Source organism: Streptomyces sp. NPDC007264 (genome assembly GCF_042869095.1).
Classification (GTDB): domain Bacteria; phylum Actinomycetota; class Actinomycetes; order Streptomycetales; family Streptomycetaceae; genus Streptomyces.
The window spans coordinates 16,747-43,555 of record NZ_JBIAFD010000020.1 but is presented as its reverse complement, the minus strand read 5'-3'; the positions used below and the strand labels follow the sequence as shown (position 1 = coordinate 43,555).

Annotated in this window: 24 protein-coding genes and 9 pseudogenes; 18 read left to right on the top strand and 15 right to left on the bottom strand. The window is 69.7% G+C overall.

Going from position 1 to position 26,809, the window contains the following annotated elements; translation table 11 throughout:
• The first annotated feature begins 285 nt into the window (after positions 1 to 285).
• Positions 286 to 1,194: an N-acetyltransferase gene (locus tag ACFYMU_RS28280; protein WP_388378849.1), complete on the top strand. Its 909-nt coding sequence runs from the start codon at positions 286 to 288 to the stop codon at positions 1,192 to 1,194.
• A gap of 99 nt (positions 1,195 to 1,293) precedes the next feature.
• Entirely contained in the window at positions 1,294 to 2,121 is an 828-nt protein-coding gene (locus tag ACFYMU_RS28275) for a class I SAM-dependent methyltransferase (protein ID WP_388378847.1), read from the top strand.
• Between the two features lie 161 nt (positions 2,122 to 2,282).
• Here the strand turns inward: ACFYMU_RS28275 and ACFYMU_RS28270 are convergent, their stop codons facing one another.
• The 3 genes from ACFYMU_RS28270 to ACFYMU_RS28260 form a co-directional block, all read right to left on the bottom strand.
• A complete protein-coding gene (locus ACFYMU_RS28270) occupies positions 2,283 to 2,705 on the bottom strand; it encodes a hypothetical protein (RefSeq protein WP_388378844.1) in 423 nt (140 codons plus the stop codon).
• Between the two features lie 174 nt (positions 2,706 to 2,879).
• The gene (locus ACFYMU_RS28265) at positions 2,880 to 3,671 is read right to left on the bottom strand and encodes a YwiC-like family protein (RefSeq protein ID WP_388378841.1); all 792 of its coding nucleotides are present in this window, start codon (positions 3,669 to 3,671) and stop codon (positions 2,880 to 2,882) included.
• A 5-nt stretch (positions 3,672 to 3,676) separates the two neighbouring features.
• Positions 3,677 to 4,060, bottom strand: coding sequence for a putative zinc-binding protein (locus tag ACFYMU_RS28260; protein WP_388378838.1), 384 nt, complete (start codon positions 4,058 to 4,060; stop codon positions 3,677 to 3,679).
• A gap of 380 nt (positions 4,061 to 4,440) precedes the next feature.
• Here ACFYMU_RS28260 and ACFYMU_RS28255 point away from each other — a divergent pair, with 380 nt between their 5' ends.
• From ACFYMU_RS28255 to ACFYMU_RS28240, 4 genes are read left to right on the top strand one after another with little or no spacing between them, the layout of a single operon-like run.
• A complete protein-coding gene (locus ACFYMU_RS28255; RefSeq protein ID WP_388378836.1) occupies positions 4,441 to 7,716 on the top strand; it encodes a carboxyl transferase domain-containing protein in 3,276 nt (1,091 codons plus the stop codon).
• A 22-nt stretch (positions 7,717 to 7,738) separates the two neighbouring features.
• The gene (locus ACFYMU_RS28250) at positions 7,739 to 8,320 is read left to right on the top strand and encodes an AMP-binding protein (RefSeq protein ID WP_388378833.1); all 582 of its coding nucleotides are present in this window, start codon (positions 7,739 to 7,741) and stop codon (positions 8,318 to 8,320) included.
• Positions 8,310 to 8,684, top strand: a complete 375-nt coding sequence (locus ACFYMU_RS28245; RefSeq protein WP_388378830.1) for a hypothetical protein — start codon at positions 8,310 to 8,312, stop codon at positions 8,682 to 8,684. Before ACFYMU_RS28250 ends, ACFYMU_RS28245 begins: the two co-directional genes overlap by 11 nt.
• On the top strand, positions 8,681 to 9,310 hold the full coding sequence (locus tag ACFYMU_RS28240; RefSeq protein ID WP_388378827.1) for a TetR/AcrR family transcriptional regulator: 630 nt from the start codon (positions 8,681 to 8,683) through the stop codon (positions 9,308 to 9,310). Before ACFYMU_RS28245 ends, ACFYMU_RS28240 begins: the two co-directional genes overlap by 4 nt.
• Before the next feature lie 142 nt (positions 9,311 to 9,452).
• Here ACFYMU_RS28240 and ACFYMU_RS28235 read toward each other — a convergent pair whose 3' ends face one another.
• The gene (locus ACFYMU_RS28235; RefSeq protein WP_388378824.1) at positions 9,453 to 10,118 is read right to left on the bottom strand and encodes a hypothetical protein; all 666 of its coding nucleotides are present in this window, start codon (positions 10,116 to 10,118) and stop codon (positions 9,453 to 9,455) included.
• A gap of 518 nt (positions 10,119 to 10,636) precedes the next feature.
• On the opposite strand from ACFYMU_RS28235, the gene ACFYMU_RS28230 reads away from it, so the two are divergent.
• Both ACFYMU_RS28230 and ACFYMU_RS28225 read left to right on the top strand, forming a co-directional pair.
• Positions 10,637 to 11,233: a hypothetical protein gene (locus ACFYMU_RS28230; protein WP_388378822.1), complete on the top strand. Its 597-nt coding sequence runs from the start codon at positions 10,637 to 10,639 to the stop codon at positions 11,231 to 11,233.
• Between the two features lie 64 nt (positions 11,234 to 11,297).
• Positions 11,298 to 11,995, top strand: a pseudogene (locus ACFYMU_RS28225) (SDR family NAD(P)-dependent oxidoreductase).
• Between the two features lie 125 nt (positions 11,996 to 12,120).
• Here ACFYMU_RS28225 and ACFYMU_RS28220 read toward each other — a convergent pair.
• Complete coding sequence (locus tag ACFYMU_RS28220; RefSeq protein WP_388378819.1) at positions 12,121 to 12,642, bottom strand: hypothetical protein; 522 nt, start codon at positions 12,640 to 12,642, stop codon at positions 12,121 to 12,123.
• Positions 12,643 to 12,812: 170 nt separating this feature from the next.
• Positions 12,813 to 13,506: pseudogene (locus ACFYMU_RS28215) on the bottom strand (NADP-dependent oxidoreductase); the annotation flags it as partial.
• Here ACFYMU_RS28215 and ACFYMU_RS28210 point away from each other — a divergent pair.
• A pseudogene (locus ACFYMU_RS28210) lies at positions 13,481 to 13,836 on the top strand (winged helix-turn-helix transcriptional regulator); the annotation flags it as partial. The pseudogenes ACFYMU_RS28215 and ACFYMU_RS28210 sit on opposite strands and share 26 nt — an antisense overlap.
• Before the next feature lie 181 nt (positions 13,837 to 14,017).
• Positions 14,018 to 14,410 carry a transposase family protein gene (locus ACFYMU_RS28205; RefSeq protein ID WP_388378816.1) on the top strand — a complete coding sequence of 131 codons (393 nt, stop codon included), beginning with the start codon at positions 14,018 to 14,020 and terminating at the stop codon, positions 14,408 to 14,410.
• Here the strand turns inward: ACFYMU_RS28205 and ACFYMU_RS28200 are convergent.
• Positions 14,361 to 14,507: pseudogene (locus tag ACFYMU_RS28200) on the bottom strand (helix-turn-helix domain-containing protein); the annotation flags it as partial. The gene ACFYMU_RS28205 and the pseudogene ACFYMU_RS28200 sit on opposite strands and share 50 nt — an antisense overlap.
• A gap of 463 nt (positions 14,508 to 14,970) precedes the next feature.
• Between ACFYMU_RS28200 and ACFYMU_RS28195 the strand changes: the two are divergent.
• Positions 14,971 to 15,262 (top strand): annotated as a pseudogene (locus ACFYMU_RS28195) (dihydrofolate reductase); the annotation flags it as partial.
• A gap of 64 nt (positions 15,263 to 15,326) precedes the next feature.
• Here ACFYMU_RS28195 and ACFYMU_RS28190 read toward each other — a convergent pair.
• Entirely contained in the window at positions 15,327 to 15,755 is a 429-nt protein-coding gene (locus ACFYMU_RS28190) for a winged helix-turn-helix transcriptional regulator (RefSeq protein WP_388378813.1), read from the bottom strand.
• Here ACFYMU_RS28190 and ACFYMU_RS28185 point away from each other — a divergent pair.
• Positions 15,705 to 16,490: pseudogene (locus ACFYMU_RS28185) on the top strand (NADP-dependent oxidoreductase); the annotation flags it as partial. The gene ACFYMU_RS28190 and the pseudogene ACFYMU_RS28185 overlap by 51 nt on opposite strands.
• A 107-nt stretch (positions 16,491 to 16,597) precedes the next feature.
• On the top strand, positions 16,598 to 16,750 hold the full coding sequence (locus tag ACFYMU_RS28180) for a zinc-binding dehydrogenase (RefSeq protein WP_388379043.1): 153 nt from the start codon (positions 16,598 to 16,600) through the stop codon (positions 16,748 to 16,750).
• Positions 16,751 to 16,875: 125 nt separating this feature from the next.
• On the opposite strand, the gene ACFYMU_RS28175 is transcribed toward ACFYMU_RS28180, so the two are convergent.
• The gene (locus ACFYMU_RS28175; protein WP_388378810.1) at positions 16,876 to 17,022 is read right to left on the bottom strand and encodes a hypothetical protein; all 147 of its coding nucleotides are present in this window, start codon (positions 17,020 to 17,022) and stop codon (positions 16,876 to 16,878) included.
• Positions 17,023 to 17,290: 268 nt separating this feature from the next.
• Positions 17,291 to 17,728: a hypothetical protein gene (locus ACFYMU_RS28170; protein ID WP_388378807.1), complete on the bottom strand. Its 438-nt coding sequence runs from the start codon at positions 17,726 to 17,728 to the stop codon at positions 17,291 to 17,293.
• Positions 17,729 to 17,843: 115 nt separating this feature from the next.
• Between ACFYMU_RS28170 and ACFYMU_RS28165 the strand changes: the two genes are divergently transcribed.
• Together ACFYMU_RS28165 and ACFYMU_RS28160 are read left to right on the top strand one after the other, a co-directional pair.
• Positions 17,844 to 18,008 (top strand): hypothetical protein, encoded by a 165-nt coding sequence (locus ACFYMU_RS28165; protein ID WP_388378804.1) that lies wholly within the window; start codon positions 17,844 to 17,846, stop codon positions 18,006 to 18,008.
• Positions 18,009 to 18,706: 698 nt separating this feature from the next.
• Positions 18,707 to 20,341, top strand: a complete 1,635-nt coding sequence (locus tag ACFYMU_RS28160; protein WP_388378801.1) for a hypothetical protein — start codon at positions 18,707 to 18,709, stop codon at positions 20,339 to 20,341.
• Between the two features lie 89 nt (positions 20,342 to 20,430).
• On the opposite strand, the pseudogene ACFYMU_RS28155 reads toward ACFYMU_RS28160, so the two are convergent.
• A pseudogene (locus ACFYMU_RS28155) lies at positions 20,431 to 20,637 on the bottom strand (transposase family protein); the annotation flags it as partial.
• Here ACFYMU_RS28155 and ACFYMU_RS28150 point away from each other — a divergent pair.
• Together ACFYMU_RS28150 and ACFYMU_RS28145 are read left to right on the top strand one after the other, a co-directional pair.
• A pseudogene (locus tag ACFYMU_RS28150) lies at positions 20,635 to 20,733 on the top strand (IS5/IS1182 family transposase); the annotation flags it as partial. The pseudogenes ACFYMU_RS28155 and ACFYMU_RS28150 sit on opposite strands and share 3 nt — an antisense overlap.
• Positions 20,734 to 20,947: 214 nt before the next feature.
• Entirely contained in the window at positions 20,948 to 22,183 is a 1,236-nt protein-coding gene (locus tag ACFYMU_RS28145) for an IS701 family transposase (protein ID WP_388379041.1), read from the top strand.
• A 188-nt stretch (positions 22,184 to 22,371) separates the two neighbouring features.
• Here the strand turns inward: ACFYMU_RS28145 and ACFYMU_RS28140 are convergent.
• Positions 22,372 to 22,868, bottom strand: a pseudogene (locus ACFYMU_RS28140) (IS5 family transposase); the annotation flags it as partial.
• Positions 22,869 to 22,913: 45 nt separating this feature from the next.
• Complete coding sequence (locus ACFYMU_RS28135) at positions 22,914 to 23,579, bottom strand: nitroreductase (protein ID WP_388379038.1); 666 nt, start codon at positions 23,577 to 23,579, stop codon at positions 22,914 to 22,916.
• Positions 23,580 to 23,862: 283 nt separating this feature from the next.
• Here ACFYMU_RS28135 and ACFYMU_RS28130 point away from each other — a divergent pair, with 283 nt between their 5' ends.
• Positions 23,863 to 24,000, top strand: a complete 138-nt coding sequence (locus ACFYMU_RS28130; RefSeq protein ID WP_388378798.1) for a hypothetical protein — start codon at positions 23,863 to 23,865, stop codon at positions 23,998 to 24,000.
• Between the two features lie 152 nt (positions 24,001 to 24,152).
• Here the strand turns inward: ACFYMU_RS28130 and ACFYMU_RS28125 are convergent, their stop codons facing one another.
• On the bottom strand, positions 24,153 to 25,172 hold the full coding sequence (locus ACFYMU_RS28125; protein WP_388378795.1) for a DUF4331 family protein: 1,020 nt from the start codon (positions 25,170 to 25,172) through the stop codon (positions 24,153 to 24,155).
• Between the two features lie 293 nt (positions 25,173 to 25,465).
• Entirely contained in the window at positions 25,466 to 26,452 is a 987-nt protein-coding gene (locus ACFYMU_RS28120; RefSeq protein WP_388378792.1) for an Ig-like domain-containing protein, read from the bottom strand.
• Positions 26,453 to 26,809: the final 357 nt, after the last annotated feature.

Genomic DNA, 26,809 nt, shown 5'->3' with positions numbered 1-26,809 from the left:
GCAAGGGCGTCGAGTCCGTCCGCCCGATCCGCGACGAGACCAAGACCCGCACCGAAGGCCCTCCTCGCCGAGATCGACGCCGGGCAGCAGGGGTGAACGCCGTCCCGGGGACGGCCGTCGGTCGCCCTTCGTCCGAGCGCGGAGGGAGCCCGCTCGGACGGGGTGATCGTCACCCTCGAGGCGTGGCGGAACCCGGTCGCACTCTGTCGTCGTACCGCCGTATCCTCGGCTCGTACCGCATCGCATGGCGGCCTTCCGACACCTTTCTTCGACCGGAGGTCACGCATGCCCGAGGTGCGCCCGTTCCACCGCGACGACCGCGACCAGCTGACCGAGTTGGTGAACGCCCACATCGCCGCCGTCGTCCCCGGCGTCTCCGTGTCCGTGAACACCGTTCTCAGCGCCTTGGGGCGGCAGCCGGAGGAGTTCATCACCGACGCGTGGGTGAGCGAGCGGGTCACGCTCGTCGCCGAGCAGCACCGGCACGTGGTCGCCGCGGGCCATCTGCTGCGCCACCGCGCCGACGCCGAGGTCGGCGAGGACTACCGGGACGCGGGCGTGATCGACTGGTTCGTCTTCTTCCCGCCGGCATCCTTCCGGCCCGGCACACAGGAGGCCGCGGACGTGTTGATGGCCGCGTGCCTGGCCCAACTGGCCCGGTGGCAGGTCCGCGTTCGATACGCCGACGGCGCCTTGCCCGCGCCGGCCGTGTACGGACTGCCGCGTGTCTGGCCGCACATCCGCGCCGCCTACGAGCGCGCGGACTTCCGGCACACCGGCGACACGGAGGTGGTGCTGATCGCACACGTCGCCGATCTGCCGCGGCTCGAACCCCGCCCGGGCGTCACGGTCGACCGAACCGTGGGGGAGTGCGGCACCCGCTTCACGGCGTACGGGCAGGGACGCAGCCTCGGCTTCATCGAGGTCGACACGGCCCTGGCCCGGCCGGAACGCCACGCCAGGGCCAAGGCCCTTGCCGACATCGGCAATCTCCACATCACCCCCGGCTCCCACGGCGAGGGGCTGGAGCGCCGGCTGCTGGCCCAGGCCGCCGACTGGCTCCGCCTGTGCGGAGTCGATCGCCTTCTCGCGTACGAGCGGGCCGACGACCGTGCCGCCGTCGACCTTCTGCTCGCGTCGGGCTTCCGCGAGTTGACGCGCACCGACCGCCGCTGGGAGCACCGGCCCCGATGAGGTCATCCTCACGACAACAGGTGAAACTGTGGAGGGGTGGGCGGCGGCTGCCGGTAATCCGATGGTGTCTTCGTGGACGGCCCCATAGGTTGTGCGTTCGTGACCGATGACCCGGAGACGCACCCGAATCCTCACCACCTCGGCAGGGTGTTCAACGAGGTGGCGGAGCTCTACGACCGGGTCCGCCCGGGGTACCCCGACGAGCTGTTCGCGGACCTTGTCGCCGTCACCGGCATGGACGACGACTCGTCGGTGCTGGAGGTGGGCTGCGGCACCGGTCAGGCGACGCGCTCGTTGGCCGCGCTCGGATGCTCGGTGACCGCCGTCGAGCCGGGCGCAGACATGGCCGCGCTCGCTCGCCGTCGGACTGCTTCCTTCCGCAACGTCGAAGTCGAGACGTCGACGTTCGAGGAGTGGGACGACCGCGGTCGGCGTTTCGATGTTCTCGTGGCCGCGTCGTCGTGGCACTGGGTCGACCCGTCGGTCGGGTGGCAGCATGCGCACGACGTGCTGCGTCCCGGAGGATGGATGGCGCTGCTCGGCAACGTCGTCGTCCGCCGGCCGGGAGAGCCGGAAGTGTACGCGGAGACCGCCGATCTCCACGAGCGGTTCTGCCCCGGCAACCCGGGCTGGGGGCATCCGCCGCTGGAGGACGGCGTAGGCCTCGTCGACGAGGGCTGGGGCCCGGACAGCGACCCCGGAGGACTGTTCGGTCCGACGACCGTGCGCCGGTACCCGACCGTTCAGTGGTTCGACGGCGACGGCTTCGCCGATCTCCTTCGCTCGACGTCGCTGTATCGCAGGCTCGACCGGGACGTCCGTGAGCCCCTGCTCGACGCCGTTGCCGAGCGCATCCGCACGCGGATGGGGGATCGAGTGCCACGCCGCTGTCTGAGCGTGCTGCGTGTCGGGCAGCGCGCCGAGTGAGGCCGACGACCGATCTCCGAACCGCCGGCCACGGTCCGGTGAGCGGCCGAAGAGCCTAAGGCCGCCTCCGCCTCCACCGACCAGGCCGAACGCCCTGCCGTGGGCCGGGTTGCGTCCGGAGGGTCCGTCCCGGACGCCTCGCTCGTCATGCCTGATCCGCGCTACGTACTCAGCGACGCCGCAAGACGGGCGGCGGTCTTCTCGCCCGCTCGCTGCTTGATCAAGCCTTCCTTGGCGGCTGCGCGAAGCCTGACCTTCGAGCCGCCCGCCCCGTCCTCGGTCACCAGGGCAGTGACCACTACAGGATTCAAGCCACCGGCACCTCCGCCGGCGACGACACGGATCGTCCCCAGGTTCCTGCCGGGCTCGACATGCACGGGTTCCACCATTCGCCCGGCTCGTCCGAGCACGTTCACGACACGCTTGACGGCATCGTCGAACGGCAGGGGGACGACGAGGTCGATCTCATGGACGTTCTTCTTCATCCACTTGGCCACAAGCCGGGTCAAGCCACCGCTGCCGCCGCCCACGGCCCCCAGAGCAGCAAGCTCCTCAGCCAGGATGTCGTCCTCACTCCGATCCACGCGCCCTCCACCCGTCACTGCCCGAGCTTCTCATGCAGTCAGCCACCGGCGCACCGACGGGACTGCCGCGTGACGTCCGCGGTGCCGGCTCGTCACGGGAGCGTCAGTTCGGCGCCGTCGCCGAGGAGTTGCGGGGCCGGTATCAGGCCGCCCCGACCGGGCCTCGCAGGGGCGTCAGGCCGTTACCAGGGCGACGGTCGCGAGGAGCACGACGGAGCACAGCATTTCGACGATGCCGATGCTCTTGGGGGTGAGAGCGCGCTGCGGCAGGACGGCCGCGCGGATCAGATACCCGGTGAAGGGCACGGCGTACAGGGGTGCCAGCCATGCCGCCGCCCCGAGCGCGACGACGTGGAAGCCGGCCGAGACGGCCAGCATCCGCCGGTTGCCTCGTTCTCGGATGGTGGTCCTGACGAACAGGAGCGACCCGGTGAAGTAGAGAAGCGTCACCAGGAACGTGGCGGTGACCTGCCAGGGTGCCGTCCCGCCGGCCACGGCGACGACGGGCAGAATGAGCGTCGCCGCCACGACGGAGACCAGGCCGTTGGCCAGAGCACGGTCGCGCCGGGCCGAGGCGAAGAGCCCGTTGACCGCGAGGACCACGGCGAAGACCGGCGCGAAGAGCAGAAGCCGCGGCCGCGCGACGAGTACCGTGACCCCGGCCGCCAGGGTGACGCTCCCGTAGAAGACGAGCTGGGCGCGGACCCGGCCAGGGCGGTGCGTCTTGACCGCCAGCAGAGCGAAGTAGGACAGCATGTAGCCGCCGACCCAGGCGAGGAGCAGCGGCAGCTGCACCCAGGAGAAGCCCACGGCGATCAGGCCGGCCACGTAGGGGACGAGCAGCATGGCCCAGGCGCCGTGCTGAGGCGGGATCCACTGGCCGCGACGTCGTCGCCGGGCGGGCGGCGCCGGGCGGGGAGCGTCGGTCCCGCGCGTCGCACGGGTCCTGTCGGTCGAGGCGGACATCCCCGTCACCGCCCCTGGGGGCTCAGCTCGCTGCCGAGGCGGGTGAGCAATCCGCCGAGCACTGTCTGCGCCTGTGACTCGTCGAAGTCCTCCCCGAGCCGCTTGCGCACGCCGTCGTCGCTGAGCAGGTGGTGCACCGTCGGCGCCACGCCGTGGCGGGCGAGGCAGTTGCGTGCGCACTGCAGGACACAGCCGTCGATGGCGATGACGGGCCGGCCGCTGGTCGCCTTGCGCACGAGGCTGGGGACGTCGCCCCCGACCCCGGCGATGCACGACATCTCCGCGACACCGCGGCGGTCGAGCTGGACGGCGAGCCAGTTCGTCATCTGCGCGGCGCTCGAGCAGCCGGAGCAGGAATAGACGAGCGGGAGATCGCGGCGCTTGGTCAACGGAAATCCTTTCCGGGGTGGGCCGGCCGTGTCCGCCGGCGCCCGGGCACCACAAGTCCGGCCGCCGGACGCGACCGGAGCCCATAGAAACGAAAAAACATTGTTTCTACTAACCCGTACTGTAACATGCGGCGGCCCACGGGAGCAGGTGACCGACCACCCGGCAGGGGTCGCCCCCGACGGGCGGGGCCGCCGTGCGCGGCTCTCCAACCCCTCCGTGAGGCGCGGCGGTCGCTCGGCGCAGCAGTCGTTCGGCACGGCAGTCGCTCGCCGCGGCTGACGTTCTCGCGCCGGGGCCGGCGACCGGGCGGGGTCGGTCCGGCCGTGGCGGCGTGCTATACAAGGCGCTGACAGTGACGTCAGTGTCAGTGGGGAGCGGCATGGCCAGGATTCTGGTGGCGAACCGGGGAGAGATAGCGGTCCGGATCATCCGGGCGATCCATCTCCTGGGCGATACGGCGGTCGCCGTCCACGCGCAGGACGACGCCCGCGCCCTGCACGTCCTGCGCGCCGACCTCGCCCTCCCGCTGCCCGGGACGGGACCCGGCGCGTACCTCGACATCGAGGCCGTGGTCGCGGCGGCGGCCTCGTGCGGCGCCGATCTGGTCCATCCCGGGTACGGCTTCCTCAGCGAGAACGCCGATTTCGCGCGGGCGTGCGAGCAAGCCGGAGTCGGGTTCATCGGGCCCCTGCCAGAGGTGCTCGCCCGGCTCGGCAACAAGGTGGCGGCCCGCCGCGTCGCCGAACAGGCCGGGATTCCGGTGCCTCCCGGATCGTCCGGGCCCACCACGGCTGAGGAGGCGCGCGCCTTCTTCGAGGCGCACGGCCCGATGATGGTCAAGGCGCTGTCGGGCGGCGGCGGGCGGGGCATGCGCGAGGTGCACGACGCCGCGCAACTCGGGGAGGCGTTCGACCGCTGTGCCTCGGAGGCCCGCGCCGCCTTCGGCGACGGCGCGCTCTACGTGGAGAAACTGCTCTCCGACGCCCGGCACATCGAGGTACAGATAGTCGCCGACACCCACGGTGGCGTCAGTCACCTGTGGGAGCGCGACTGCAGCATCCAGCGCCGCCATCAGAAACTGATCGAGGTCGCTCCGAGCCCCTCGCTCGCCCCGCACACCCGACGGCGGATCATCGCCGCCGCGACACGTCTGGCGGCCGCTGCGGGCTACCGCGGCATCGGCACGGTCGAATTCCTCCTCGACGGTGACGAGTTCTGGTTCATGGAGGCCAATCCGCGCCTGCAGGTCGAGCACACGATCACCGAGGCGGTCACCGGAGTCGACCTGGTGAGCACCCAGATCCGCCTCGCTCGGGGAGCCCGTCTGTCCGACTGCGGTCTGGCCGAACCCCCGGCCGTCCGCGGTTTCGCCCTCCAGGCCCGTCTCCACGCGGAGAAGCTGGACCGTTCCGGAGATCCGTACCCCGCGACGGGTACGATCACCGGCTTCACCCTGCCCTCCGGGCCGGGGGTACGCGTCGACACCGCGGGCTATGCCGGATGGACCGTCGGCCCCCGCTACGACCCCCTCCTCGCCAAGATCATTACCGTCGGGAACGACTTCGCGGACACCGCGCGCCGCGCCGCCATGGCGGTCACCGAGTGCGGCATCGACGGCGTCGCGACGAACCGGGCGCTGCTGCACGCGATCCTCACCGACCCCGACTTCCTGACCGGCGCATGGGACACCTCCTACCTTCCGGCCCGTCTCGCCGGCTTCGCCTCGCACCTCGCGCCCGCCGCCCCGTTCGCCGCGGACCCCGCCGACACGGCACCGTCCGGACCGGTCGCGCACGAGGCGACACGGGCCCTGCCCGAAGGAGCCGACGCGGTGCGGGCGCCGATGCCCGGCGTGGTCGTCTCCGTCTCCGCCGAGGCCGGTACGGACGTGCCGGCCTCGGCCCCGCTGCTGGTGCTCGAGGCGATGAAGATGGAGCACGCGCTCCGTGCGGACGGCGACCTGCACGTGCTGCGGCTCCTGGCCGCTCCGGGCGACGTCGTGGAGGCAGGTGCACCCCTCATGCTGGTCGAGGCGACCGAGGCGGCGACGCTCCCTGGAGATCCCGCTGCGGGCGACTCCCGGGCCGGCGAACAGGACGTGGACGAGGACTGGTCGGCCGAGGTCGAGGAGATCGCACGGCGCGAGGCGTTCGCCCGCGCCCTGGGCGGGCCGGAGAAGATCGCCCGCCAACACGGCACCGGCCGCATGACCGCCCGGGAACGGATCGCCGCGCTGGCCGACCCCGGGAGCTTCGCCGAGATCGGCGCGCTGTCGGGTTTCGCCGCGCGTGACGAGCGCGGCGCGGCCGTGTCGGTGGCCCCGACCAACTTCGTCGCGGGCACCGCACACCTCGACGGACGCAAGGTGGTGCTCGGTGTCGACGACTTCACGGTGCGCGGCGGTGCGGGCGACGCGGCGATCCACGCCAAGCAGATCTACCTCGAGGAGTACGCGCATCAGATGCGGCTGCCGATGGTTCGGCTGCTCGACGGTCAGAGCGGGGGCGGCAGCGTGAAGATGGCCCTCGACGCCGGCTACACCTACGTCCCGATCAACCCGGCGTGGGACGCGGTGGTCGACAACCTGTCGATGGTCCCGGTCGTGGCCGCCTGCCTGGGGCCGACGGTAGGTCTCGGCGCGGCACGGCTGGTCATGTCCCACCTGGCGGTCATGGTCGACGGCGTCGGTCAGCTCTTCACGGCCGGGCCACCCCTGGTGCGCAGCGCCACCGGTGAGATCCTCACCAAGGACGAACTGGGTGGAACCGAAGTGCACCGCGCCAGCGGAGCCGTCGAGCGGGTGGTCGAGTCCGAGGACGCCGCGTTCGAGGTGATCAGGGCCTTCCTGTCGTATCTTCCCCGGAGCGTGTACGAGGGGCCTCCCGTGCTGCCGGGGACCGACCCGGCCGATCGCCGCGAGGACTGCCTGCTGTCGGCGATTCCGCACAACAAGCGCCGCCCGTACGCCATCGGACCGGTCCTCGAAGCGATCTTCGATGCAGGCTCGGTGTTCACCTACGCCGAATACGGCGGGGGCACCGTCACCGCACTCGCCCGACTCGACGGCCATCCGGTCGGCGTGATCGCAGCCGACCCCAGCCAGGGCGCGACCATGTCGGTCGAGGGAGCGCTCGCGGTCACGCGGCTGGTCGACCTGTGCGAGACTTTCCACCTGCCCGTCGTGAGCCTCACCGATCAAGCGGGCATGACCATCGGACTGGCCGCCGAACGACGAGGCACCATCCGGCACGGCGCACGCGCCATCAGCGCCGTCTACCAGGCCCGGGTGCCGCAGGCCGAACTCATCGTGCGCCGTGTCTACGGCGTCGGCGGCGCCGGCATCGTCAACCGTCACCGGGCCATGCGCAGTTGGGCCTGGCCGTCCGGCGACTGGGGGTCACTGCCCGTGCAGGGCGGTGTCGAGGCGGCCTTCCGCGCACAGATCGAGGCCGCCGACGACCCTGCCGCCGAGTCCGACCGCCTGCGCACCGAACTCGCCAACGTGGGATCACCGTTCCGCACCGCGGAGAGGTTCGGCGTCCAGGACGTCATCGATCCCCGGGACAGCCGGCCGCTGTTGTGCGACTGGGTGCGCGACGCGTACCGGCTGATCCCCACGCTTCTCGGCCGGCCCGCCTTCGGCACCCGCCCCTGAGATCCCCGAGAGAGGAATCACGGTGGACAACGACGCACTGCTCGCCCTCCTGCAGGCCGACGGCGACATCGTCACCGAGCGCCTCGACCACTGGGCCCGCACTCGCGCGGACCGGGTGTTCCTGCACTACGGCGAGGACCGGATCACCCACACCTACGCCGAATTCGGCCGGATCAGCGATCACATCGCGGGCAACCTGGCCGCGCACGGCATCGCGAAGGGCGACCGGGTCAGCGTGCTGACCACGAACTCGTACATCGCCGCGCTGCTGATGTTCGGCATCTGGAAAGCCGGAGCCGTCTACTGCCCGGTGAATTTCGGATTCACCGGCCGGCTTCTCGCCTACCAGCTCAACGACACCGCACCCTCGCTGCTCGTCACCGACGCCCGGCTGCTGCCCGCGGTCAACGACGTGGTGGACCAACTGCAGGCACCGCCACCGCTGGTGGTGTACGCACCGCCCCGAACGCCCATGACCACGTCGCCGACGTCGCGGAACTCCATCCACGTCTGCGCGCTTCGAGTACCTGGGCGGACCGGAGGCGACGGTCACCGCGTGGCGCAACCTCTGGCTGCACACCGGGGATGCCGCGGTGCGCGGTGAGGACGGGCTGCTCTACTTCGTGGACCGGCTCGGCGACCGCATACGGGTCCGCGGCGAGAACCTCTCGTCGTACCAGGTCGAAGACGTGATCAACCAGCTTCCCGGGGTCCGGTACTGCGCCGTGTTCGCCGTCCCGTCCGAGGAGGGCGACGAGGACGTCGTCGTCGCCTTCGTCGTCCCGGCCGAAGGCACCCGGCTCACCGTCCAGGACGTGCACGACCACGCGCGCGCGGCGATGCCCACGTACATGCGGCCACGTATCGTACGCATGGTGAAGGACCTACCCCGCACCCCGACCAGCAAGATCGAGAAGTACAAGCTGCGCCGGCAGATCCTCGACGAACGCGGGCACGGCCCATCATGACGGAAGAGGCAGCCTGGGCACGGGCGCGCACCTCACGGGAGGGAAAGGACCACGAAACCCGGACCAGGCTCCTGAGCTGCGCGGAGGATGTCTTCGCCGCGCACGGGTACACGCGGACCACCATCGCCGACATCACCCAGGCGGCGCATGTCTCCCGTGCATCGTTCTATCTGTACTTCACCTCCAAGGCGGACATCTTCACGTCCGTGGCCGCGGCGGTGCGCGACGAGTTCCTCGCCGCGCACGAGGTGCCCGGCGTCGACGAGGACGACCCGGTGGCCCTCGGCCGGGCGTCCAGCGCCGCCTTCCTCGCCGCCTATACCCAGCACCTCGATCTGCTCACGGTCATCGAGCACCAGGCCCTCGCCGACCCCGAGATCGGGGTGATCTGGACGGAGATCCAGGAGAGGCCGCGGCGGCGGATGATCCGCTATGTGGAGCGGCTCACCGCTGCCGGTCGGGCCGATCCGGCGGCGGACGCCGAAGCGGTCGCCGACGCCGTTCTCGGGATGTTCGCGCGGTTCGCGCGGCACCGGATCACCGATCCGGCGCACTTCGAGAACACCGTGGACACGCTCAACGCCCTGTACCTGCGCCTGCTGGGAATCGACGCCCGCGGGGTCTGAACACCCTGCGCGGCACCCCCGGCCGACGCGGCCCGGGGCTGCGCCGGCGAGCGTGGTGGGGCCGGAGCCGGAGGGGCACGCGGCAAGCTGCGGTGCCCGGACCGAGGGCCGGGCACCGCGACGGGCTGCTGCGCCGGTGGCGTCAGTGCTGCCGGGCGGGTGAGCCGACGGGCACACGTCGTGCGGCGCTGCGGTAGGCGGAGATGCCCAGGGCCAGCATCCAGTAGCTCAGGATCGCGCCCATCAGGGCGGTGGTGCCCCAGCCGTTGGCCGCGTAGAAGTGCGCGGGGGTGTTGCCGAAGAACAGGGACGGTACGAAGACCAGGTTGACGCCTGCCAGGAGGTAGGCGGAGCGGGCGGTCCAGCGCGGCAGCAGGTTCGTACGGGAGATCCCGAAGCCCACGGCGGTCAGGAAGAGCGCGAGCACGAGGCGGCCGATGGACCCGTAGAGGACGTAGGTGCCGCTGACCGTGACGGTCGGGTCGATCGGGTGGTCGGCGGCGATGACCGCGCCGGTCTCCAACCCGCTGGAGACCAGGGTGACCGTCGCATAGACCAGTCCGGCGGCGAAGGCCATCGTGCCGGCCCATTCGTAGTCGGGGTTCACCCGCTTGACGAGTTCGCGGAAGGCCGTCACGAACACGATCAGGAACGCCAGCGCGATGATTCCGATCAGCAGCCTGGTCAGGACGTTCGAGTCCGGTGGCGGGCCCGAGTGGACGAAGTACAGGGGTACTTCGACGATGAGGGCGGCAGCGGTGGCGATGCCCGCGATACCCGTCAGGCGCCTGGCGACGGCTTCGTTCATGGGTGTCCCCCGAGTCGGTGTGGTGGGTTCTCGTCGGTTCGTCGCCGACGACGTGAATCCTGCCGCTCTCGGCGCTGCTCGTCGCTGGGCCTGGACACCGGATGAGCGGGTGGTCCTGCCGACACCTCCCTGGTGGGGAGGCTCCACCACCTCGGCTACACCGTCCCGATGCAGGCCGACGCGGGCCACCACGGCGGCCGGGGCACGTGTGACCCTCTCCGAGCCCTATATTGCCTGGGGCGACGTCGGTGCAGGGCGGGGGACGGAAAGTGTTGCGATCAGCCGGAACGTGTCGAGCGGCTGCGGCGGCCTGGCTCTGTGCCGTCACCGTGCTTCTTCTCGGGGCGTGCGGGACACAGACGGCCGGTCAGGGGGACGGAGGGGCACCGCCGTCGGCGACGACCCGACCGATCCCGTGGACCACGATGGGGCCCTCCGCCGTCACCGGAGTCCGCGTCGGTGGAGACCGCCGCACGCTGTTCCTCGACGCGCGGGTGCCCAGTGGTGCACGCGCGTGCGTGCGCAAGCTCAAGGCGGTGCTCACGGACCCGATGACGGACCTCGTGCGGGTGCAGGTCACCTTCACCTCACCGTCCGGGGACCGGGGCTCCGGGTGCACCGAGGAGCGCACCGCCACGGCACGGGTCAGGCTGCCCGAGTCGTTGGGCGACCGCGACGTGATCGTCGACAACTTCACGCGCTTCACCGCCGACGGGGCCAGGCCGCCAGCGCTGCGGCTGTGCGGGAAGCTGGGCTGCACACCGCCGGCCACCGGCTGCACCGCCGCCTCCTACGACCAGGCGTTGATGGCGGTCGGCGCGCCCGAGCACACGTACCGGGACTCGGAGAAGTGCGACGGCAGGTGGCTGGTGCTGGACTTCTCCTGGCGCACGGGACCGGCCTGCGACGACCCGACGGACCCCGCCTGCGCGTCCCGGCTGGGCGACCGCTGGTACTTCCGGGCGAAGAAGTCCGGCTGGGAGCCGATCATCCGGAGCTCGACCGGAGGCTGCCGGGACGTGGAGCGCGTGGAGCCCGCCTTCCCGACCTCGCTGTGCGTGTCGTTGGCTCCGCGGGAACAGCCTTCCGCACGGCCGTCAGCGTCGCCGAGGTGACGTGGGCGATGCGGCGACGTCCGTGCTCGCCGAGCAGGTCGCCGGAGAGCTCTCGTACTGGGCGGTGAGGCGGATCAGCTCCTTGAGCCGATCGTGTGCCCTGGGCAGGGTGCTGATCGCCGCCCAACTCGTCGAGCGAGGCGCGCAGGTCTACGCGACTGCCCGTCGCCCCGAGTCCGTCGATCTCGACGGCGTCGAGGTCCTCGCCCTGGACATCTCCGACCCGGACGCCGTGGCAGCCGCGGCCCGCGTGGCGGACGACGTGAACCTGCTGGTCAACAATGCCGGCATCGGAGGCGGCGCCCTGCTCGGCGATCTGCGGGCGGTCCGCGCCGTGCTGGACGTGAACTTCTGGGGCACGCTGTCGATGGCCCGTGCCTTCGCGCCTGTCCTCGCAGCGAACGGCGGGGGCTCGATCGTGAACATCGCCTCCTCGGCGTCCTGGTTCGTCTTCCCCGGCAGCAGCGCCTACGTGGTCTCGAAGGCGGCCGTCTGGAGCATGAGCAGAGCGCTGCGCCAGGAACTGGCCGCTCACGCAGGCTCGTCACCTCGGTCCATCTCGGGGCCGCAGACACCGATCTGATGAAGGGTTACGACATACCCAAGGCGGACCCAGCCGATGTCGCCCGTATCACCCTCGACGGTGTGGAGGCCGACGCCTTCGAGGTGGTCGTCGACGAGTTCACCGCAATGGTCGAGGCCTCGCTGAGCAAGGACCCGCGGGAGTTCGACAAGCAGTTCCACCAGTTCCTGAACGCCTGACCACTGCCCTGGGCTGTGCCGAGGAGCGAAGCCGGCTCAGGCACGAGCGCGTTGAGGACCAAACCGTGGGGCGCCGCGCTCCGTCGGGCTGCGTCGAGTGCACCGTCGCCGCGCGCTCCGCGGTCTCACCGGGAGAACGCGGAGGTCCGGACGGGGTCGAGGTGCAGTTCGTAGGGCCCGAAGCAGTCGGCCGCGAGGGTCGCGACCGGAGCGCCGCAGGGGCAGGCCCGGTTGAGTCCTTCGTCGCCTGTCGGTCCGCAGCACCCCGTGCTGTTCTCCCAGTTGGGCAGGGGCCGGAGGCCGGCCGCGTCGTCGGGATGCAGCAGCACGGTGTCTCGCGTGCCGGCCGAGACGACGAACCCTTCTTCGCGCGAGACCACAGGTCCGCGCGCATGGACAGGCTTCGGGTCCCCTTGATCGTCCTGCACGACGTAGGGAGGTCCCCAGGGTTCGGGATCGATCGCGTAGTGGCCCCGCGGAACGGTGGAAGGTGCCCGGCGTGTCTTCTTGTCCCGGTCGCGCTCGTCGTCGGAGACGTCGGGGACGGTGGCAAGCTCGGCCAGCTCCGGCGTGATCGCGGTGCCGCACCTGGAACAGAGGAAGACGGTCATCCCCTCGTTGTAGTACTCAGGACTGCTGCTTCGCATCCGTGTTTCGCCGCTCGGAGCCGATGCGCGACGCCACCGCGGAGATCGGGCACGCCCAGGTGGACGGTGGTGTGCAGGACCGCGATGTCGCGCATGGCGGCGAGCGTATTCTGCTCGGCGGGGGAGAGAGGGCTTCCTCGATCGCGGCGACCTCACCGAGCCGGCCCTGTTCACACGGTGAGGACGAGCTTGCCCCGGAGGTGACCGCCGTCGAGCAGCCGGTGCGCGTCGGTGGCGCGCTCGAACGGGAACGTCTCCTGCACGTGGACCCGGAGCCTGCCCTGTTCGACGAGCTCGACGAGACCTCGCAGGGCGACCGGATCGGGGTCGACGGCGATGCCGCTGAAGCGCATGCCGGCCGCCTCGTACATGGCGGCGAGCTCCGAATCCTCCTCGGCGACCGCCGTCACCAGGTGACCGCCTGGGCGGAGCACTCCGAGCGACCGCTCGACGGTTGCCGCCGATCGTGTCGAGCACGACGTCGATGCCGCGGACGGCCTCGGTGAAGTCGACCGCCGTGTAGTCGATCACCTCGTCGGCGCTGAACCCCTCGACGAACTCCCGCTTGCTCCCACTGGCGGTCGCGATCACGTACGCGCCGAGCGCTTTCGCGATCTGGACCGCGACGTGGCCGACCCCACCACCACCGCCGTGGACCAGCACGCGGTCGCCCTCGGTCACGCCGCCGAGGTCGACGAGGCCCTGCCACCCCGTCAGCCCGACGACCGGCAGCGCCGACGCCTCGACGTGCGAGAGCGGCGCCGGCTTGCGCGCCAGATGCAACGCGGGCGCCGACACGACCTCGGCGTACGCGCTCGCCGCCCGCGGGAACAGCGGCATCCCGAACACCTCGTGTCCGGCACGTCTGGCGGTGGAGCTCATCGCGGACAAGTGGACGGTGGTCGTGCTCTACGACCTCAGCAAGGGCCCGGTGCGCCAAGGCGAGCTGATCGAGCTGATCGGCGGAATCTCCCGCAAGATGCTCACCCAGACGCGCTCCGGCGGCTGGAGGTGCACGGACTTGTCAGCCGCCGCGCCTACGCCGAGGTGCCGCCCCGCGTCGAGTACGAACTCACCCCGCTCGGGGCGACGCTGATCGATCCGATCCACATGCTGACCGAGTGGGCGAGGGCAAACGGCGAGGCAGTGCTCGATGCGCTCGACGCCGATCTCGGACCGGTCGCCCGTAGCGACTGGCGGAATCGTCTCATTTACGGTTGGTGGTCAGAGGGCCAGCGGACGTTCACGAGAAGTGGTTCTGGCTCGCTTTCCGTGAAGCGGGCACGCTGAGTGACGACCGACGCTCGGATCGACCTTCGGGAACCTGCCTGAAAATGACCGGTGCCGACCTTGGTGTGGTCGACAGTGCGGAGTCGTGGAAGAGGAGTCGCTCCGGCTGGAGGAGCTGCTGTTCCCGTCCATCGCGGACGTGGCGGTGCTGTCGGTGGACGTGAACGACGAGGCGACAATTATCGGGGCCCGAAGTACGGCTGCTGAGGCAGCGTGTCCTGACTGTGGGAGCCGATCGGCCCGAATACACGGCTCCTACCTGCGGTTTCCCGCCGACGTACCCGGTGCGGGACGACGGGTGGTCCTCTGCCTTCGGGTCCGCAGGTTCTTCTGTCCGGACGATTCATGCGGACGGCGGACGTTCGTCGAGCAGCTGTCTGGGCTGACCCGGCGGCACAGCAGGTGGACCGAGCGGTTGAGTTCGACGCACGGCCTCCCGCCCACCGAGGGTCCAGGCAGGCCAGGCCGATCTCGTTGAACCAGTGGATCACGTCGCGGACGGTGTCCTCGTCGGCCTGCACCAGCTTCGCGATCACCGGGACCCGGTTCCCGCCGGCCGAGGCCAGCAGCATCATCGCCCGCCGGTGCGGTCATCCTCGCCCCAGGCTAGTGCTCTGACCACATAGGTCCGCCGGGTTGGCGGTTGCAGCGGTTGGATGTGCGGTGACGTCCGTCCGTCCGACTGCTGGGGGTGTGGTGGCTGAGCCTGTCCGTGTGCGCAGGTTGACCGACCAGGAGGGGCAGAAGCTGCAGCAGATCGTGCTTTCGAGACCTGGGTTGCCAGCTTCGGACCGATGCCTCACGCACCGGCGCCATCTTTATCCGCTTGGCGAGCTGGACCACGGCGGGTCTTCGGAGTGTCCGTCAGCCGCAGCGCGGTGTTGCGGTTGGTGGACGCGTTACCTGACCCGCAGACGCCAGCCCCGCGGGTGGTCGGCGTCGATGAGTACGCCATGCGCAAGGGCCGCGTCTACGGGACAGCTCTGGTCGATGTCGAGACCCGACGGCCGGTTGATCTGCTGCCCGATCGGGAGGCCGCAGGTTCACGCCGAAGCCTGCCGCTGGGAGCACGTGATGAGCGAGGTACCCGACGCACTCGCCCTACGGCAACCCGATCCCCGGCCTGGAGGAGCTCGGTGAGGACAGCACCGTGGATCCGTTCCTCGACGAAAGCATGGTCAGCCTCAGCGGCCCGGGCCCCGGGCGGAACGGCGCGAGCGCGGTCGTGAGCGTGACGTCCTCGCCCGGCGGCGTGACGGTCGGCAGCGGCGGACAGATCACCGAACTCCCCGCCCAGGCCGCCACGCACATCTTCGTGACCAAGCACTGAGCCCAGCCGGCCGCTGTCCCGCTACCGCTCCCCGCACAGGCACGAGGGTGGCCCTCGGCCACGATCACGGCCGAGGGCCACCCTTCGGTTCCGCAGCCGCACGCCGGTCATAGTCCGCGCGGGCGGTCTGAACTTCCTCGATATGGCACTCGGCCCACTCCTTGATCGAGGCCATCAATGGCAGCAGGCTGCGGCCGAGCATGGTGAGCTGGTAGTCCACCCGGACCGGCACCGACGGCGTCACCGTGCGGGTGAGGAGGCCGTCGCGTTCCAGGGTGCGCAGCGTCTGAGTGAGTATCTTCTGGCTGACCCCCGCGATGATCCGGTTCAGGTCGCTGTACCGAAGCGACCCGTCAGCCAGCGCGTTGAGAACCAGGCTCACCCACTTGTCGCTGATCCGGTCCAGCAACTGCCGGGCCGGGCAGGTGGCGAGATAGGCGTCGTGGGCGGCGCGCTCGTCGGAGCGCCGCCGGGCGGCGGTGCGGGTGGCCATGGCACTCCAAGGTCGGGTACGCACTCCGAAGTGCGTACTTCCCTATGGAGAGCAACGCCCTCTAGGTTTGTGGACAGGAGAGCTGTGATCGTACGTTCCTTCGGCGGCCCGGAAGTCCTTGAGGTGGCGGAGGTTCCGGTACCGGAACCGAAGCCCGGCCAGATCCGGATCCGGGTCGCCGCTGCGGCTGTCAACCCCGTGGACATCCAAACCCGCTCCGGCGCGCTCACCGCGGGCGGCCTGCTCCCGGACCGCGAGGTCATCGGCATCGGCTGGGACGTCGCCGGCACCGTCGACGCGCTCGGGCCCGAGGTCGCCGGTTTCCGCCCCGGCGAGTCGGTGATCGGACTGTCCGACCGGTTGGCGCTGCCTCTCAAGACGCAGGCCAAGTACGTGGTGCTGGACGCCGACGCGGTCGCTGCCGTGCCTCCCGGCACCGACCTGGTGGCTGCAGCGCCCCTGCCCTTGGGCGGGCTCACCGCCGTGCAGGCACTCGACGTGGCTGCGGTCAAGCCCGGCGACTCACTGCTGGTCACCGGAGCGGCGGGGTCGGTGGGCGGTTACACGGTCCAGCTCGCCGTGCTGGCCGGTGCGCGGCTGGTTGCAGTCGCGGGCGCCGACGACGAGGAAATGGTGCGCGATCTCGGGGCGGAGTTCTTCGTGCCGCGCAATGCGGACCTGCCCGCAGCGGTGCGCGACCTGGTGCCCGGCGGCGTGCACGCCGCGGTCGACGCGGCATCGGTGGGCATGCTCGCGCTGGAAGCGGTGCGCAGTGGGGGTGCGCTGGTCAGCGTGCTGGGCAACGCACCGACGCCGCTGCGCGGTATCCGGGTGGGCAACGTGTGGATTCGCGCGGACGGCCCCGACTCGCCGAGTTGGCTGCCGCCGGGCTGCGTCTGCGGGTCGCCGATGTCCTACCGCTGGACAAGGTCGCCGAGGCGCACCGCAGGATGGCGGCGGGTGGGCTGCGCGGCCGTCTGGTGCTGGTGCCCTGATCCCCGGCGTAGAACGGTCGAATCGGCCGCTGAGGTCAACCCCGCACAGAACATCCCGTCACCGCCCCTCCACTCCCCGCGGTCCAGGCGAGCGGCATGACGACTCCCCCTCGCCGGCACCGGACTCAGGCGGCCCCGACGCCCTTGGTGTGACCGCCTTTGCGGCAGATCAGCGCATACGCCGATCGCTCGAACCCGCGGGTGTCGAAGTGGACCTCGATCCTGCCGACGCGGAGTTGTCCGAAGAAGACGACGGCACCGTCCTGCGCCACATGTCTTGGGACCGCTCGGCCACTGAACTCCTGGCCTCCCGGAATTCTCGCCCCGGACCGGGCCGTCGGCGATGTCGCCGCCGCGCCCGCAGGCGTCTTCCGGCCGGTCTCGGGGCGACGACGAGCCGGTCCGCGAAGGCCCGGAGAACGGTGAAACTCACCCGCTGGACGGACAGTTCCGGTGTAGCCGTCGTGGCATCACCGGCCATGCATGGCTCTCGCCCCGCGGCTTCGCGACACAGAAGCACCGTGCCTGGTCCAGCAGTTGTCAGCCGTCGACGCTCACCTGGGAAGCCGAGTAGCACGCGAACGGAGTGGGGTCTGCGTCCCCGTCCACGAGACATACCTTGAGGCCGACTTCGTCGTCCGGCAGCACGTTGCCAAAGGGGTCCCAGTACACGGGGGCCCCCGCCAACCCGTTGCCGTTGTACTTGGAACCGAGGTATGAGCCGTTGAGCCAGGCGTATGCCTTCACACCGTGGCCGTCGCTGCACGTATCGTGGACCACGGCGTAGTCGTCGTTGGTACTGCCGTTCGGCCATGTACCGTAATCGATGAAGTCGACAGAGCCGCAGCCGTCAGCCGTGTTGACACCGAAATAGTCGTTGTAGGCAGCGGCGGCGCCGGCCGGGCTTGGCGCCAGTGTGATCGCGCCGACCATCGCTGCCGACGCCGTGAGCATCGACCATCTTGCAGAGAAGGTCACGACAACGCCTCCCGATGTTGGACGCCCCATGACGACAGGGGCACCGGCAGAATCTCAGTGGCAGGAGCTCCCCGGGAGTCGTCGCAGGGGGGAATGACCGGTACCAGGCCCTTGCGTGTCCGGATTTGGCGCCAACTGCGCGATTGCCGTGCTGTGCGGCTCCTTGATCGGGGAACTGGAGGAACGGCAGGCGCCGGTGCGGTGTTGGGTGGCTGGACTCGCGCAGGAGATCGCCGAGTTGGCTGTGCGGCTGGAGGCCGAGCGGAACCCGCCGGAGTGATGGACGGTGACGCGGGAGACGGTGGAGGAGCTCGCGGCCGAGGGCGTGGCCGTCGGCGTGGTCGCGGTGCCGTCGGTGTCAGGTGTCGGACCGACGGGGCTCGGTGCCCTGACTGCGGGAGCCGGGCGGGGTGTGTACGGGTCCTACCTGCCGTTCCCTGCTGGTCTCCCGGTCACGGGACGACGGGTGGTGCTGCGGCCTGGTGCCCGGCGCTGCACGTGTGAAGACGTCCCAGACGGTACTCACGGCCAACGCAGGCCATCTCACGCCGCGAAGGCGTACATCGCCGCGCCGCCGGCATCCTCCGCTCGGTGAGTCACCACGCACGGGTGCGGGCCCGCACCTGCTCGCGCCCCGGTCGGTGTGCGGACCGAGTGGACGGCGGGCGGGCGCCCGTGGCGCTTCGGCATGCAGGTCGCAGCGTGGCGCCGTTCGAGCAGGTCGCGGTGCCGTGGCTCTGGATCACTCTTGAGCCGTCGCCGACAACCCGTGACCTGCGACCGGGCGCCGGTGAGCCGGATGGATGGCACTGTGGCGCAGCGCTGTGGCGGCAGTCGCCGATGGCGGAAGCTCGCCCGGCTGCCTCGGTCCGGTGGCACCGCGCGCGTACTCATGGTGACACTCGTTCTACTGAGAGTCCTCGATGTGGGGGTGGCTGCGAGCACCCTAAGGCATTGAATTGGCCAGGAGGGATGACCATGGGCCACGTCACGCCGAGAGCCTGGTATCCGCTGACGTGCGTGATGCTGCTCGCCATATCCGGGTGTGGTCAGCACCAGGCCGGCGCGGAGGGAGGCGCGGCCGGTGATGCGATCACCACGGGGCTGGTCGCCGGCCTGCAAAAGAGCGGGTTTCAGGTCAATCCGGGATACGCGAGGCTGTATACCCAGCAGGACTGCAAGGACGCCACCTACCCACTGCTGAAGAACTGCTTCCTGAACAACCCCGCGGCCCCATACGTGGTGCCCGTCGTGAAGACCTGGCCGGACGAGTACGTGGATCCCGCCGTGGTGAACGCGTTCGGCCGGACGAGGCCCGGCTACACGGCGGCCTACCGGCTCGATCCGCGAGACGCGATCGTGCTCTACGGGAAAATGCCACCCCCGGGGCGCTACATGGGGCTCCAGACGTGGGAATCCAGCCAGCGTGGGCAGTGGAAGACCAGTGACTACCTCAAATGGGAGCGCACGGCCGATCCGCCTGTCCCCATGCAATACCTGTTCGACACGATTCCACCCGACGACCGGCGGTCGGGGCGGGTCCAGAGCCTGTCCGCACTCGGGGACACCGTCAACAACGTCGTCATGGAACGGCAATCCGGTTACTCCTTCGAGAAGAACCGGTATTTCATCATCACCCCCAGCGGCACCACCGACCGCGCCGTACGCCAGGCCTTGCAGGCCCAGGGCGTTCCCGGCGAGGACATCTTCACCGAGCAGATCCCCGCCCGCGACAACTTCGGATCGATCGGGCCGCTGGGCATGGGCAAGGACGCCATCGACTTCTTCACCGCGTTCCGGTACGCCGTCCCCGACCCCGGCCAGGAGCAGGCTGCGGACACGTGGCGAAAGAATCCTCCGCTGACGGTGCTGCGCGTACGTGCCCCTGACTCCCTGGGACCCGTACGGCGCTACGGATCGCTGAGCTTCGAGAAGAGAACGGCGAACAGCGAGGCCCACCTGGCAGGTGACCTGGGGAATCTGGTCGCCGCGGTGTGCGACCGTGTCAGCAGTACGGCGCACCTGCTGACCAACGACTGCACGCAGTCGCCGCCGGCATCCTCTCTGATCCCCAACCTGGTGCGGGACTACGGGTGGATCGGGCCGTACTGCCGCGCGATCAACATGAACTGCCTGGGCGACCAGCAGGACGCGGCCTACTTCTTCACACCACCGCTGCCGCTTGATTCCGGACAGGTCTACGCGGTGGTCGACACTCTCGCCACCGAAACTGGCAATGCGACTTACACCGCCCTGTCCGTCAACGACGCCTCGTTGCTGATGGGCGTGGCGAACGTTCTGGACACCACCCTCAAAGGTTCCGCGGACGGCTATGCGAACACGGTCAAGAATAGTGGCAAATTCTTCGTGCACTACTTCACCCGGGACTGCGCAGTGCTCCGGCGCCTGCCCGGCTGGCCGAAGAACTGCACCGAGATCACCACTCAGATGCTGCCGTCACACGTGAACACCTCCGCGGAGGGCGACCCAGCCCTGCATGGCATGTTCATGGCCTCGTTGCGCGACTACATCAAGCCGGGAACCGAACGCGGGCCGGACTCCTCCGAACTGCTGACACCGAGAATCCTCATGTTCACCCAGCCGGGGAAGTAGCTCCCGAAACGGCGCACGACACCACCGTGCCGCTGCCGCCTCTTGCTGCCGTCGGGGCGCCGCTGGTCCGGGGTTTCGGGTGAGGCCTTTCAACCTGCGGCTGAGCTGGCGTGATGCAGGGTGAGGAGGGCCTGGACGAGGTGCGCGATACGAGTGGTCGAGCAGCGGAGTTTGCGGAGGAGCAGCCAGTTCTTGAGGCTGGCCATGGCTTGTTCGACGAGAGCACGGATCTTGGCCCGGGACCGGTTCACAGCCTGCTGACCTGCGGATAGCGTTTCCCATCGGCCGCGGAACGGAAACAGTGGGCCTCGCCCGCGCTGCCAAGCGCCGTTTACCATGTTCGCGCGGCCCGCGAACACGGCGTCATCAACGCCCTCGACCAGGCCCACATCCCAACAGTCGGCCGAACGGATCGGCGATGACCTGCACGTTCATGCAGTGCTTCCTAGTACTCCAGCAGTACTTCGTGGCTTGACCTGGGGAAACGTCGAGCGGTGGGAGTGTAGCGGGCAGTTGGCCGTCACGGGCGGCTTCTGCCCGCCCACCCCTCGAAGGAGTGCCCCCGACGGCAAGGTCGACCCGGGCACTGGGAAGCCTCGGGTCGTGATCACCGAACAGGCAGCCGAGACCTGGGACCGCGACCTGGACCACCTCTTCACCACCATCGGGCACCACTTCGGCCGCGTCGAACCACGCCGCCGCATGCGGGACTACGTGCGCGCACTGCTCGCCCCGGTGGCCCGCAAGAACAGCTGGCAACTTGCCGAACACGCCGGCCACGCCACCCCCGACGGCCTGCAGCACCTGCTCTCCCGCGCCCGCTGGAACCCCGACGACATCCGCGACGACCTGCAGACCTACGTCGCCGAACACCTCGGCCGCCCCAACGGGGTACTGATCATCGACGACACCGGATTCCTGAAGAAGGGCACTACCTCCGCCGGAGTCCAAAGGCAGTACTCCGGCACCGCGGGGCGCACCGAGAACTGCCAGATCGGCGTCTTCGCCGCCTACGCCAGCACAGCCGGCCGCGCCCTGGTGGACCGCGAGCTCTACCTGCCCAAGTCCTGGACCGACGACCGCGACCGCTGCCGCACGGCCAAGGTCCCCGATCAGCGGGAGTTCGCCACCAAGAACACCCTCGCGGCGACGATCGTCCGCAGGGCGCTGGCCTCGCCGCTGCCGATCGCCTGGGTCACGGCGGACGCCGCTTACGGACAGGACCACCGCTTCCGCCGGATGCTGGAGACATCCGGCGTCGGCTATGTCCTGGCCGTCCCCAAGTCCCAGTTCTCCCTGGCCGGCCCACGCATCGACAGGGCCTTCGAGCAGGCCCCCGACCAGGCATGGGAACGCCGTCCCTGCGGCGCGGGCGCGAAGGGGCAGCGCGAGTACGACTGGGCGGCCGTCCAGTTGCGACCGGTGGCCGAGTACGACCACCAGGACGGCGTGTTGATCCGTCGGCGGTGGGCGCTGGCACGGCGCAGCCTGAGCCGGCCGGACGAGATCGCCTATTACCTCGGCTACGCACCGCTGGATGTCGCAGTGGACGAACTGGTGCGGGTCGCCGGCGCCCGGTGGGCGATCGAGGAGTGTTTCCAGGCGGCGAAGAACGAGTGCGGCCTGGACGAGTACGAAGTCCGCCGCTACGTCGGCTGGTACCGACACATCACCCTGGCCATGCTCGCCCACGCCTTCCTCGCGGCGATGAGCGCGCGAGCAGCCGAAAAGGGGGATCCGCCGGTGAGGATGCCGTGGTCATCGAGCTCACCGTGGCGGAAGTGCGGCGACTCCTGGCAGCTCACGCACCCCGAGACCTTCGCACCCACACCCATGCGTTGAGCTGGTCGCACTGGCGCCGACGACGCCAAGCGGTGGCCCGCCGCTGCCACTACCGCCGTCGGGGGCACTCCTTCGAGGGGTGGGCGGGCAGAAGCCGCCCGTGACGGCCAACTGCCCGCTACACTCCCACCGCTCGACGTTTCCCCAGGTCAAGCCACGAAGTACTGCTGGAGTATTAGACTGTTTTCCTATGTGGTGAGGCGGATGAGACGCTTGTAGTAGCACAGGGCGGCGGCGCGTCCGAGAAATGCCAGGTAGTTACGGGGGTTCCGCTCGTAGCGGGGGCTGAGTCGGCGGTAGCCGGAGAGCCACGACATGGTGCGCTCGATGACCCAGCGGCGGCGCCCTAATCGTTCGCTGAAATCGATGCCTTTGCGGGCGATGCGGACTCCGATGCGCTTCCACCGCAGCCATCTACGCAGGTCGGCACGGTCGTAGGCTTTGTCCGCGTGCAGGCGCTGGGGCTTGAAGTGCCGGCCACGACGGGGGTCGTGTCGCGTTTGGTGACCCTCGATCATGGGCTTCAGCCCTTCACTGTCGTGGGTGTTGCCGGCCGGGACGCCGACCAGAAGGGGCAGTCCGTTCGCGTCCGATAGGACGTGCATCTTGGAACCCGGCTTGTCCCGGTCCACGGGGCTCGGACCTGTGTGTTCGCCCCTCTTTCAGCCCTGACATGGGCGGTGTCGGCGGTCGCGGTAGCGCGGTCCCGTCGTACTTGACCGCCCGGCGGTCACACCCCGATGAAGCTCACCGTCTCTGCCATGTCCGTCCGCCCGGTGCGCAGCGGTGGCACCCCTTCCTTCTCGAAGCCCACCGCGACACCGCAGAACAGCACGAGCCCGTCATCGGCCCCGACCGACTGGCTGACCGTCTTGCGATACATCGTCCACATCACCTGAGGGCAGCTGTGCAGCCCTTCCGCCCTCAGCAGCAACATGACGGTCTGCAAGTACATCCCCGCATCCCCCCACTGCCCCGGCCCCATCGTCCGGTCGAGGTAGCAGAACAGCACAACCGGCGCCCCGAACGCCTCCGAGTTCAAGGCGGCGATCTTCCTGGGCCTGTCGAGGTCGTCACGCTCGATCCCCAGTGCTTCGTACCGCTGGATGGCCGCGGCCGAAAAGCGGTCCAGATAGGGCGAGGTCAGTTCGGTCGGGTACATCGGATACTCCCGCTCATCGCCCGGGTCGCCCGCCCATGCCCTCGCCGTTGCGCGCCTCTTCAGTTCGGCCAAGGGCTCGCCGCTGACGACATACACACGCCACGGCTGGAGGTTCCCGCTCGACGGAGCTCGTGTCGCTGCGGCCAGCACTCGTTCGAGTACCTCTTTGGGCACCGGCTCATCGCTGAACGCCCGCACGGCCCGGCGACTGTCCACGGCCTCATACACGTCCACGTCTTGTTGTCCCTCCCAGCCGACGACAGCCACCTCTCTACCGTCTTCAGCATGCAAGGAGGCAACAGTGGAGTCGTATCGCCGTGATCGGTCCCAAAGCCCGCCCGTAATTGCCCTTCACTACCTGCGGCGTGCGGCCCCCACCGCCGACGCACCGACCTCCCCTACCCCCTGATCGAGGGTGTTCCGCCATGGAACGCACCCGAGAACGACTTCCGGCTCCTGGCCTGCACCTCCAGCGGACGGCTGGTCCAGCTCTTCGGCGACACCGCCGTGTTCAGCCATGCCGTCGAAACCACGGTGCGCACCACGGCCGCCGCAGAAGACGCTCAAGGAACGCGAGACGATCGTGTCCCGCCGCGAGGAGTCCGGCCGGTGGCTGTCCGTGCCCGAGCACCTCTCCCCGGCAGCTCAGGTCTGAGCCCGCCCGGTCGAAAGCCGCGGCCGGCCACGGTGCGTGCCGCCCGCCAGCGTCACTTCCGTGAACGGCCCGCCGAGGGGCCATCTGACGAACGGACTCACGGCGGCGCGATCGCCGCAGCCCGGGCGCGTCGCGCGTCCCGCCGGGACCTGTCAGGAGGCGGCCGCCGGGTGCGGGTCGCCGAGGTACGGGAACTCGTCCAAGATGTCGGTGTGCGGGGTCACACCGGTGGGAGGAGCCTCGTTCTTGGTGAGGAACGCGACGCGGATGTCGATGACGTCCTCCGTGAACATCCGCCCATTGGGGTAGACGGCCGGCTTGGAGGGATCGAAGTGGAGCACGTCAGGCAGGATGCCGTGCTCGTCGAGCGCGGCGATCGCCTCCTCGCGCGTGTAGCCGCCGGTGTGGCCCAGTAGGTGGACGAACTGGTCCGTCCACCTGGCCCGGTCATTGACCGGCTCGCCGGCGTTGTACTCCTCCTTGGTGTCGTCGGTGTTGAAGAAGCTGCTGATCGAGGGGTGCCCGGCCCGGTCCGCGTGGACGAGTTCGCCGTCGCGCAGGACGCTGCACCTGCCCCAGATGTGCAGCTTCGGATCGGGGGCCAGCTCCGCGGTCGGCAGTTCGACGGCCATGGAGAAGACGTTGGCCGCGGCGTTGGAGTCGACGCCGGTCCACGGTGACCGGCCACCCAGATGCGGTGCGGTGAAATTCCGCTTGCCGCTGGTGTCGAACAGATTCTTGATGCCGTCGAAGTCGAAGAAGAAGGCGTCACTGCGGCTGCCGGCGGACACCTTGTAGTCGCCGCTGCTGACCACGTCGGCCTGCGGGCCGAAGGAGACGGCGGCATCCGACACGATCCTGGTACCGACCGCTTCCGGCTTGCGGGACTCCGCACCGGTCGCCATGAAGACGCTGTAGGTCTGCGAGCCGTCGGCCGCCGCCGGGCCGAAGACCCAGCTGAAGGCGACATCGGTCAGGTAGTCGCCGTCGTTGTCGACGTTCAGCCGGTAGACGGCATCCGGATGGAGGGCGTCGGCGTTGGGATTGGCATTGAGGATGAGAACGGTCCTGCTCGAATCGCCGGGTGCTTGGAAGGCGTACAGGTCACACAGGTCGAGCCGCTGGTCGCCGAGCGGCGGCCCAAGGCTGAGGCCGGTGAAGTGGTTGGACATGTCAGGCCCTTCCTCTCTCACTCCATGAGACCGCGCCAGAGCGAGCGAACGGCCGATCCGCACCTCATGAAGCCCTGTACCCTGGCAGCGCCGCCACGCTAGCCCGCCGCACCGGCCCGATCCGCGATGGAGAAAGCGCCGTTGCCGAACATCCCCCCAATGGATCACCGGCAAGGGCACCGAGGCCGAGCCCTTGCCGTGGTGCGGGGGTTCGACCCGATCCGGGGGCCTGCTTCGGCTCCTGGATCGTGACCGTGGAGAAGACCGGGGCCGCGCGGCGCCACCACGGCGCATCACAGCGTCGCGGTCGTCCCCTCCCCGGACGCGCTGCCCGCGAGCCACTGGTCCCATCCCAGGTTGAAGTCGGCGTAGCCGTTGTCGGCCGGGGCCTTGGCACGGGTCGAGCCGGTGATGGTGACGGGGTCGCCCTGCTTGACCTGCCCGTAGAACCACTTGGCGTCCGAAATGGACAGATGGACGCAGCCGTGCGAGCCGCGCGCACTGCCGCTGCCCGGATTGGGGTCGCCGGTCGAGTAGTGCACATAGGTGCCGGACTGGGTCAGATGGACGTCCCAAGGCAGCGTCAGGTCATAGAAGTTGGGGCTGCCCTTGTCGCAGCTGATGCCGACGCTGCAGGAGGTCATGTGTACCTTCTCCTGCTTGTCGATGACGGCCATCGTGCCGTTCCACGTCGGATACTGGGGGCTGCCCGCATTGATCGACAGAGTGCGCACCAATGTGCCGTTCCGGGTCACCTTCATGGTGTGGCCGGTCACCGAGACATCGGCGCGCACGTCGTCGCCGATCGTGAAGGTGTGCGTGTAGCTGCGCACGCCGTAACGTCCGTTGCCGTTGCTGACGCCCTTCATGTCAGCGTCGATCTTCACCTTCGTGCCGGAGGGCCAGTACGTCTTCGGCCGCCAGTCGGCGCGCCTGTCCCCGAACCAGTGCCAGGCCCCGGCCACCGGCTGCGAGGCGCTCACCTTCATGTGCTTCTCCACGGTGGCCCGTGCCGTCGCCGCCACGGGATTCGTGAAGACCACCGAGATCGGCATGGCCACACCGACCGTGGTCCCCGTTTGCGGGGTGATCGTGTCCAACAGCATCGGCGGACCCGCGGGCTTCGTCGGTGACGGAGAGGCGCTCACGCTGGGCTTGCCCGGTGCCTTTGCGTCGTCCCCGCTCGCCTTGTCGCTGCCGCTTCCCCCGCAGGCACTCGCGCCCACCAGCATCGCCCCCGTGACGAGTGCGATCGCTATGCCGCCCTTGCGCCGTCCCACGACTTGCCCCGCTCTCTCGCTCCGCGGCCCTGACGGGCCCGACTCCCTGTCAGACAACGAAGGTTGAGCCGCGGTTGCATGTGCTGCGTAAAGCGAGTCCCAAAACTCGGTGCGCACCGCCCGCTCGGGGCTCACGAGGGGCGCGACAACGTCGCCTCCCACCTCCGGACCTCCCACCTCCGGACCTCCCGGCTTGGCGCCGGACGGTCCGGTTGCCGAACCGGCCGGCCGCGGCTTCCACGTCGTGCCCTACGACCACCGCGACACGGGCGAATCCCCCCCCGCCAGGCCGGCGCGCGTCGGCCCACCGATCTGGCCGCCTCCTCGGCCGCCCCTGGCGGCGGACCCCGTTCCCCC

What these genes read in the sequence shown, in the direction of transcription:
- ACFYMU_RS28280 (WP_388378849.1), top strand. Translation starts at nt 286, where the DNA reads ATGCCCGAGGTGCGCCCGTTCCACCGCGACGACCGCGACCAGCTGACC.
- ACFYMU_RS28265 (WP_388378841.1), bottom strand. Translation starts at nt 3,671, where the DNA reads ATGTCCGCCTCGACCGACAGGACCCGTGCGACGCGCGGGACCGACGCT.
- ACFYMU_RS28255 (WP_388378836.1), top strand. Translation starts at nt 4,441, where the DNA reads ATGGCCAGGATTCTGGTGGCGAACCGGGGAGAGATAGCGGTCCGGATC.
- ACFYMU_RS28240 (WP_388378827.1), top strand. Translation starts at nt 8,681, where the DNA reads ATGACGGAAGAGGCAGCCTGGGCACGGGCGCGCACCTCACGGGAGGGA.
- ACFYMU_RS28235 (WP_388378824.1), bottom strand. Translation starts at nt 10,118, where the DNA reads ATGAACGAAGCCGTCGCCAGGCGCCTGACGGGTATCGCGGGCATCGCC.
- ACFYMU_RS28220 (WP_388378819.1), bottom strand. Translation starts at nt 12,642, where the DNA reads ATGCGAAGCAGCAGTCCTGAGTACTACAACGAGGGGATGACCGTCTTC.
- ACFYMU_RS28190 (WP_388378813.1), bottom strand. Translation starts at nt 15,755, where the DNA reads ATGGCCACCCGCACCGCCGCCCGGCGGCGCTCCGACGAGCGCGCCGCC.
- ACFYMU_RS28160 (WP_388378801.1), top strand. Translation starts at nt 18,707, where the DNA reads ATGGGCCACGTCACGCCGAGAGCCTGGTATCCGCTGACGTGCGTGATG.
- ACFYMU_RS28130 (WP_388378798.1), top strand. Translation starts at nt 23,863, where the DNA reads ATGCCGTCGAAACCACGGTGCGCACCACGGCCGCCGCAGAAGACGCTC.
- ACFYMU_RS28125 (WP_388378795.1), bottom strand. Translation starts at nt 25,172, where the DNA reads ATGTCCAACCACTTCACCGGCCTCAGCCTTGGGCCGCCGCTCGGCGAC.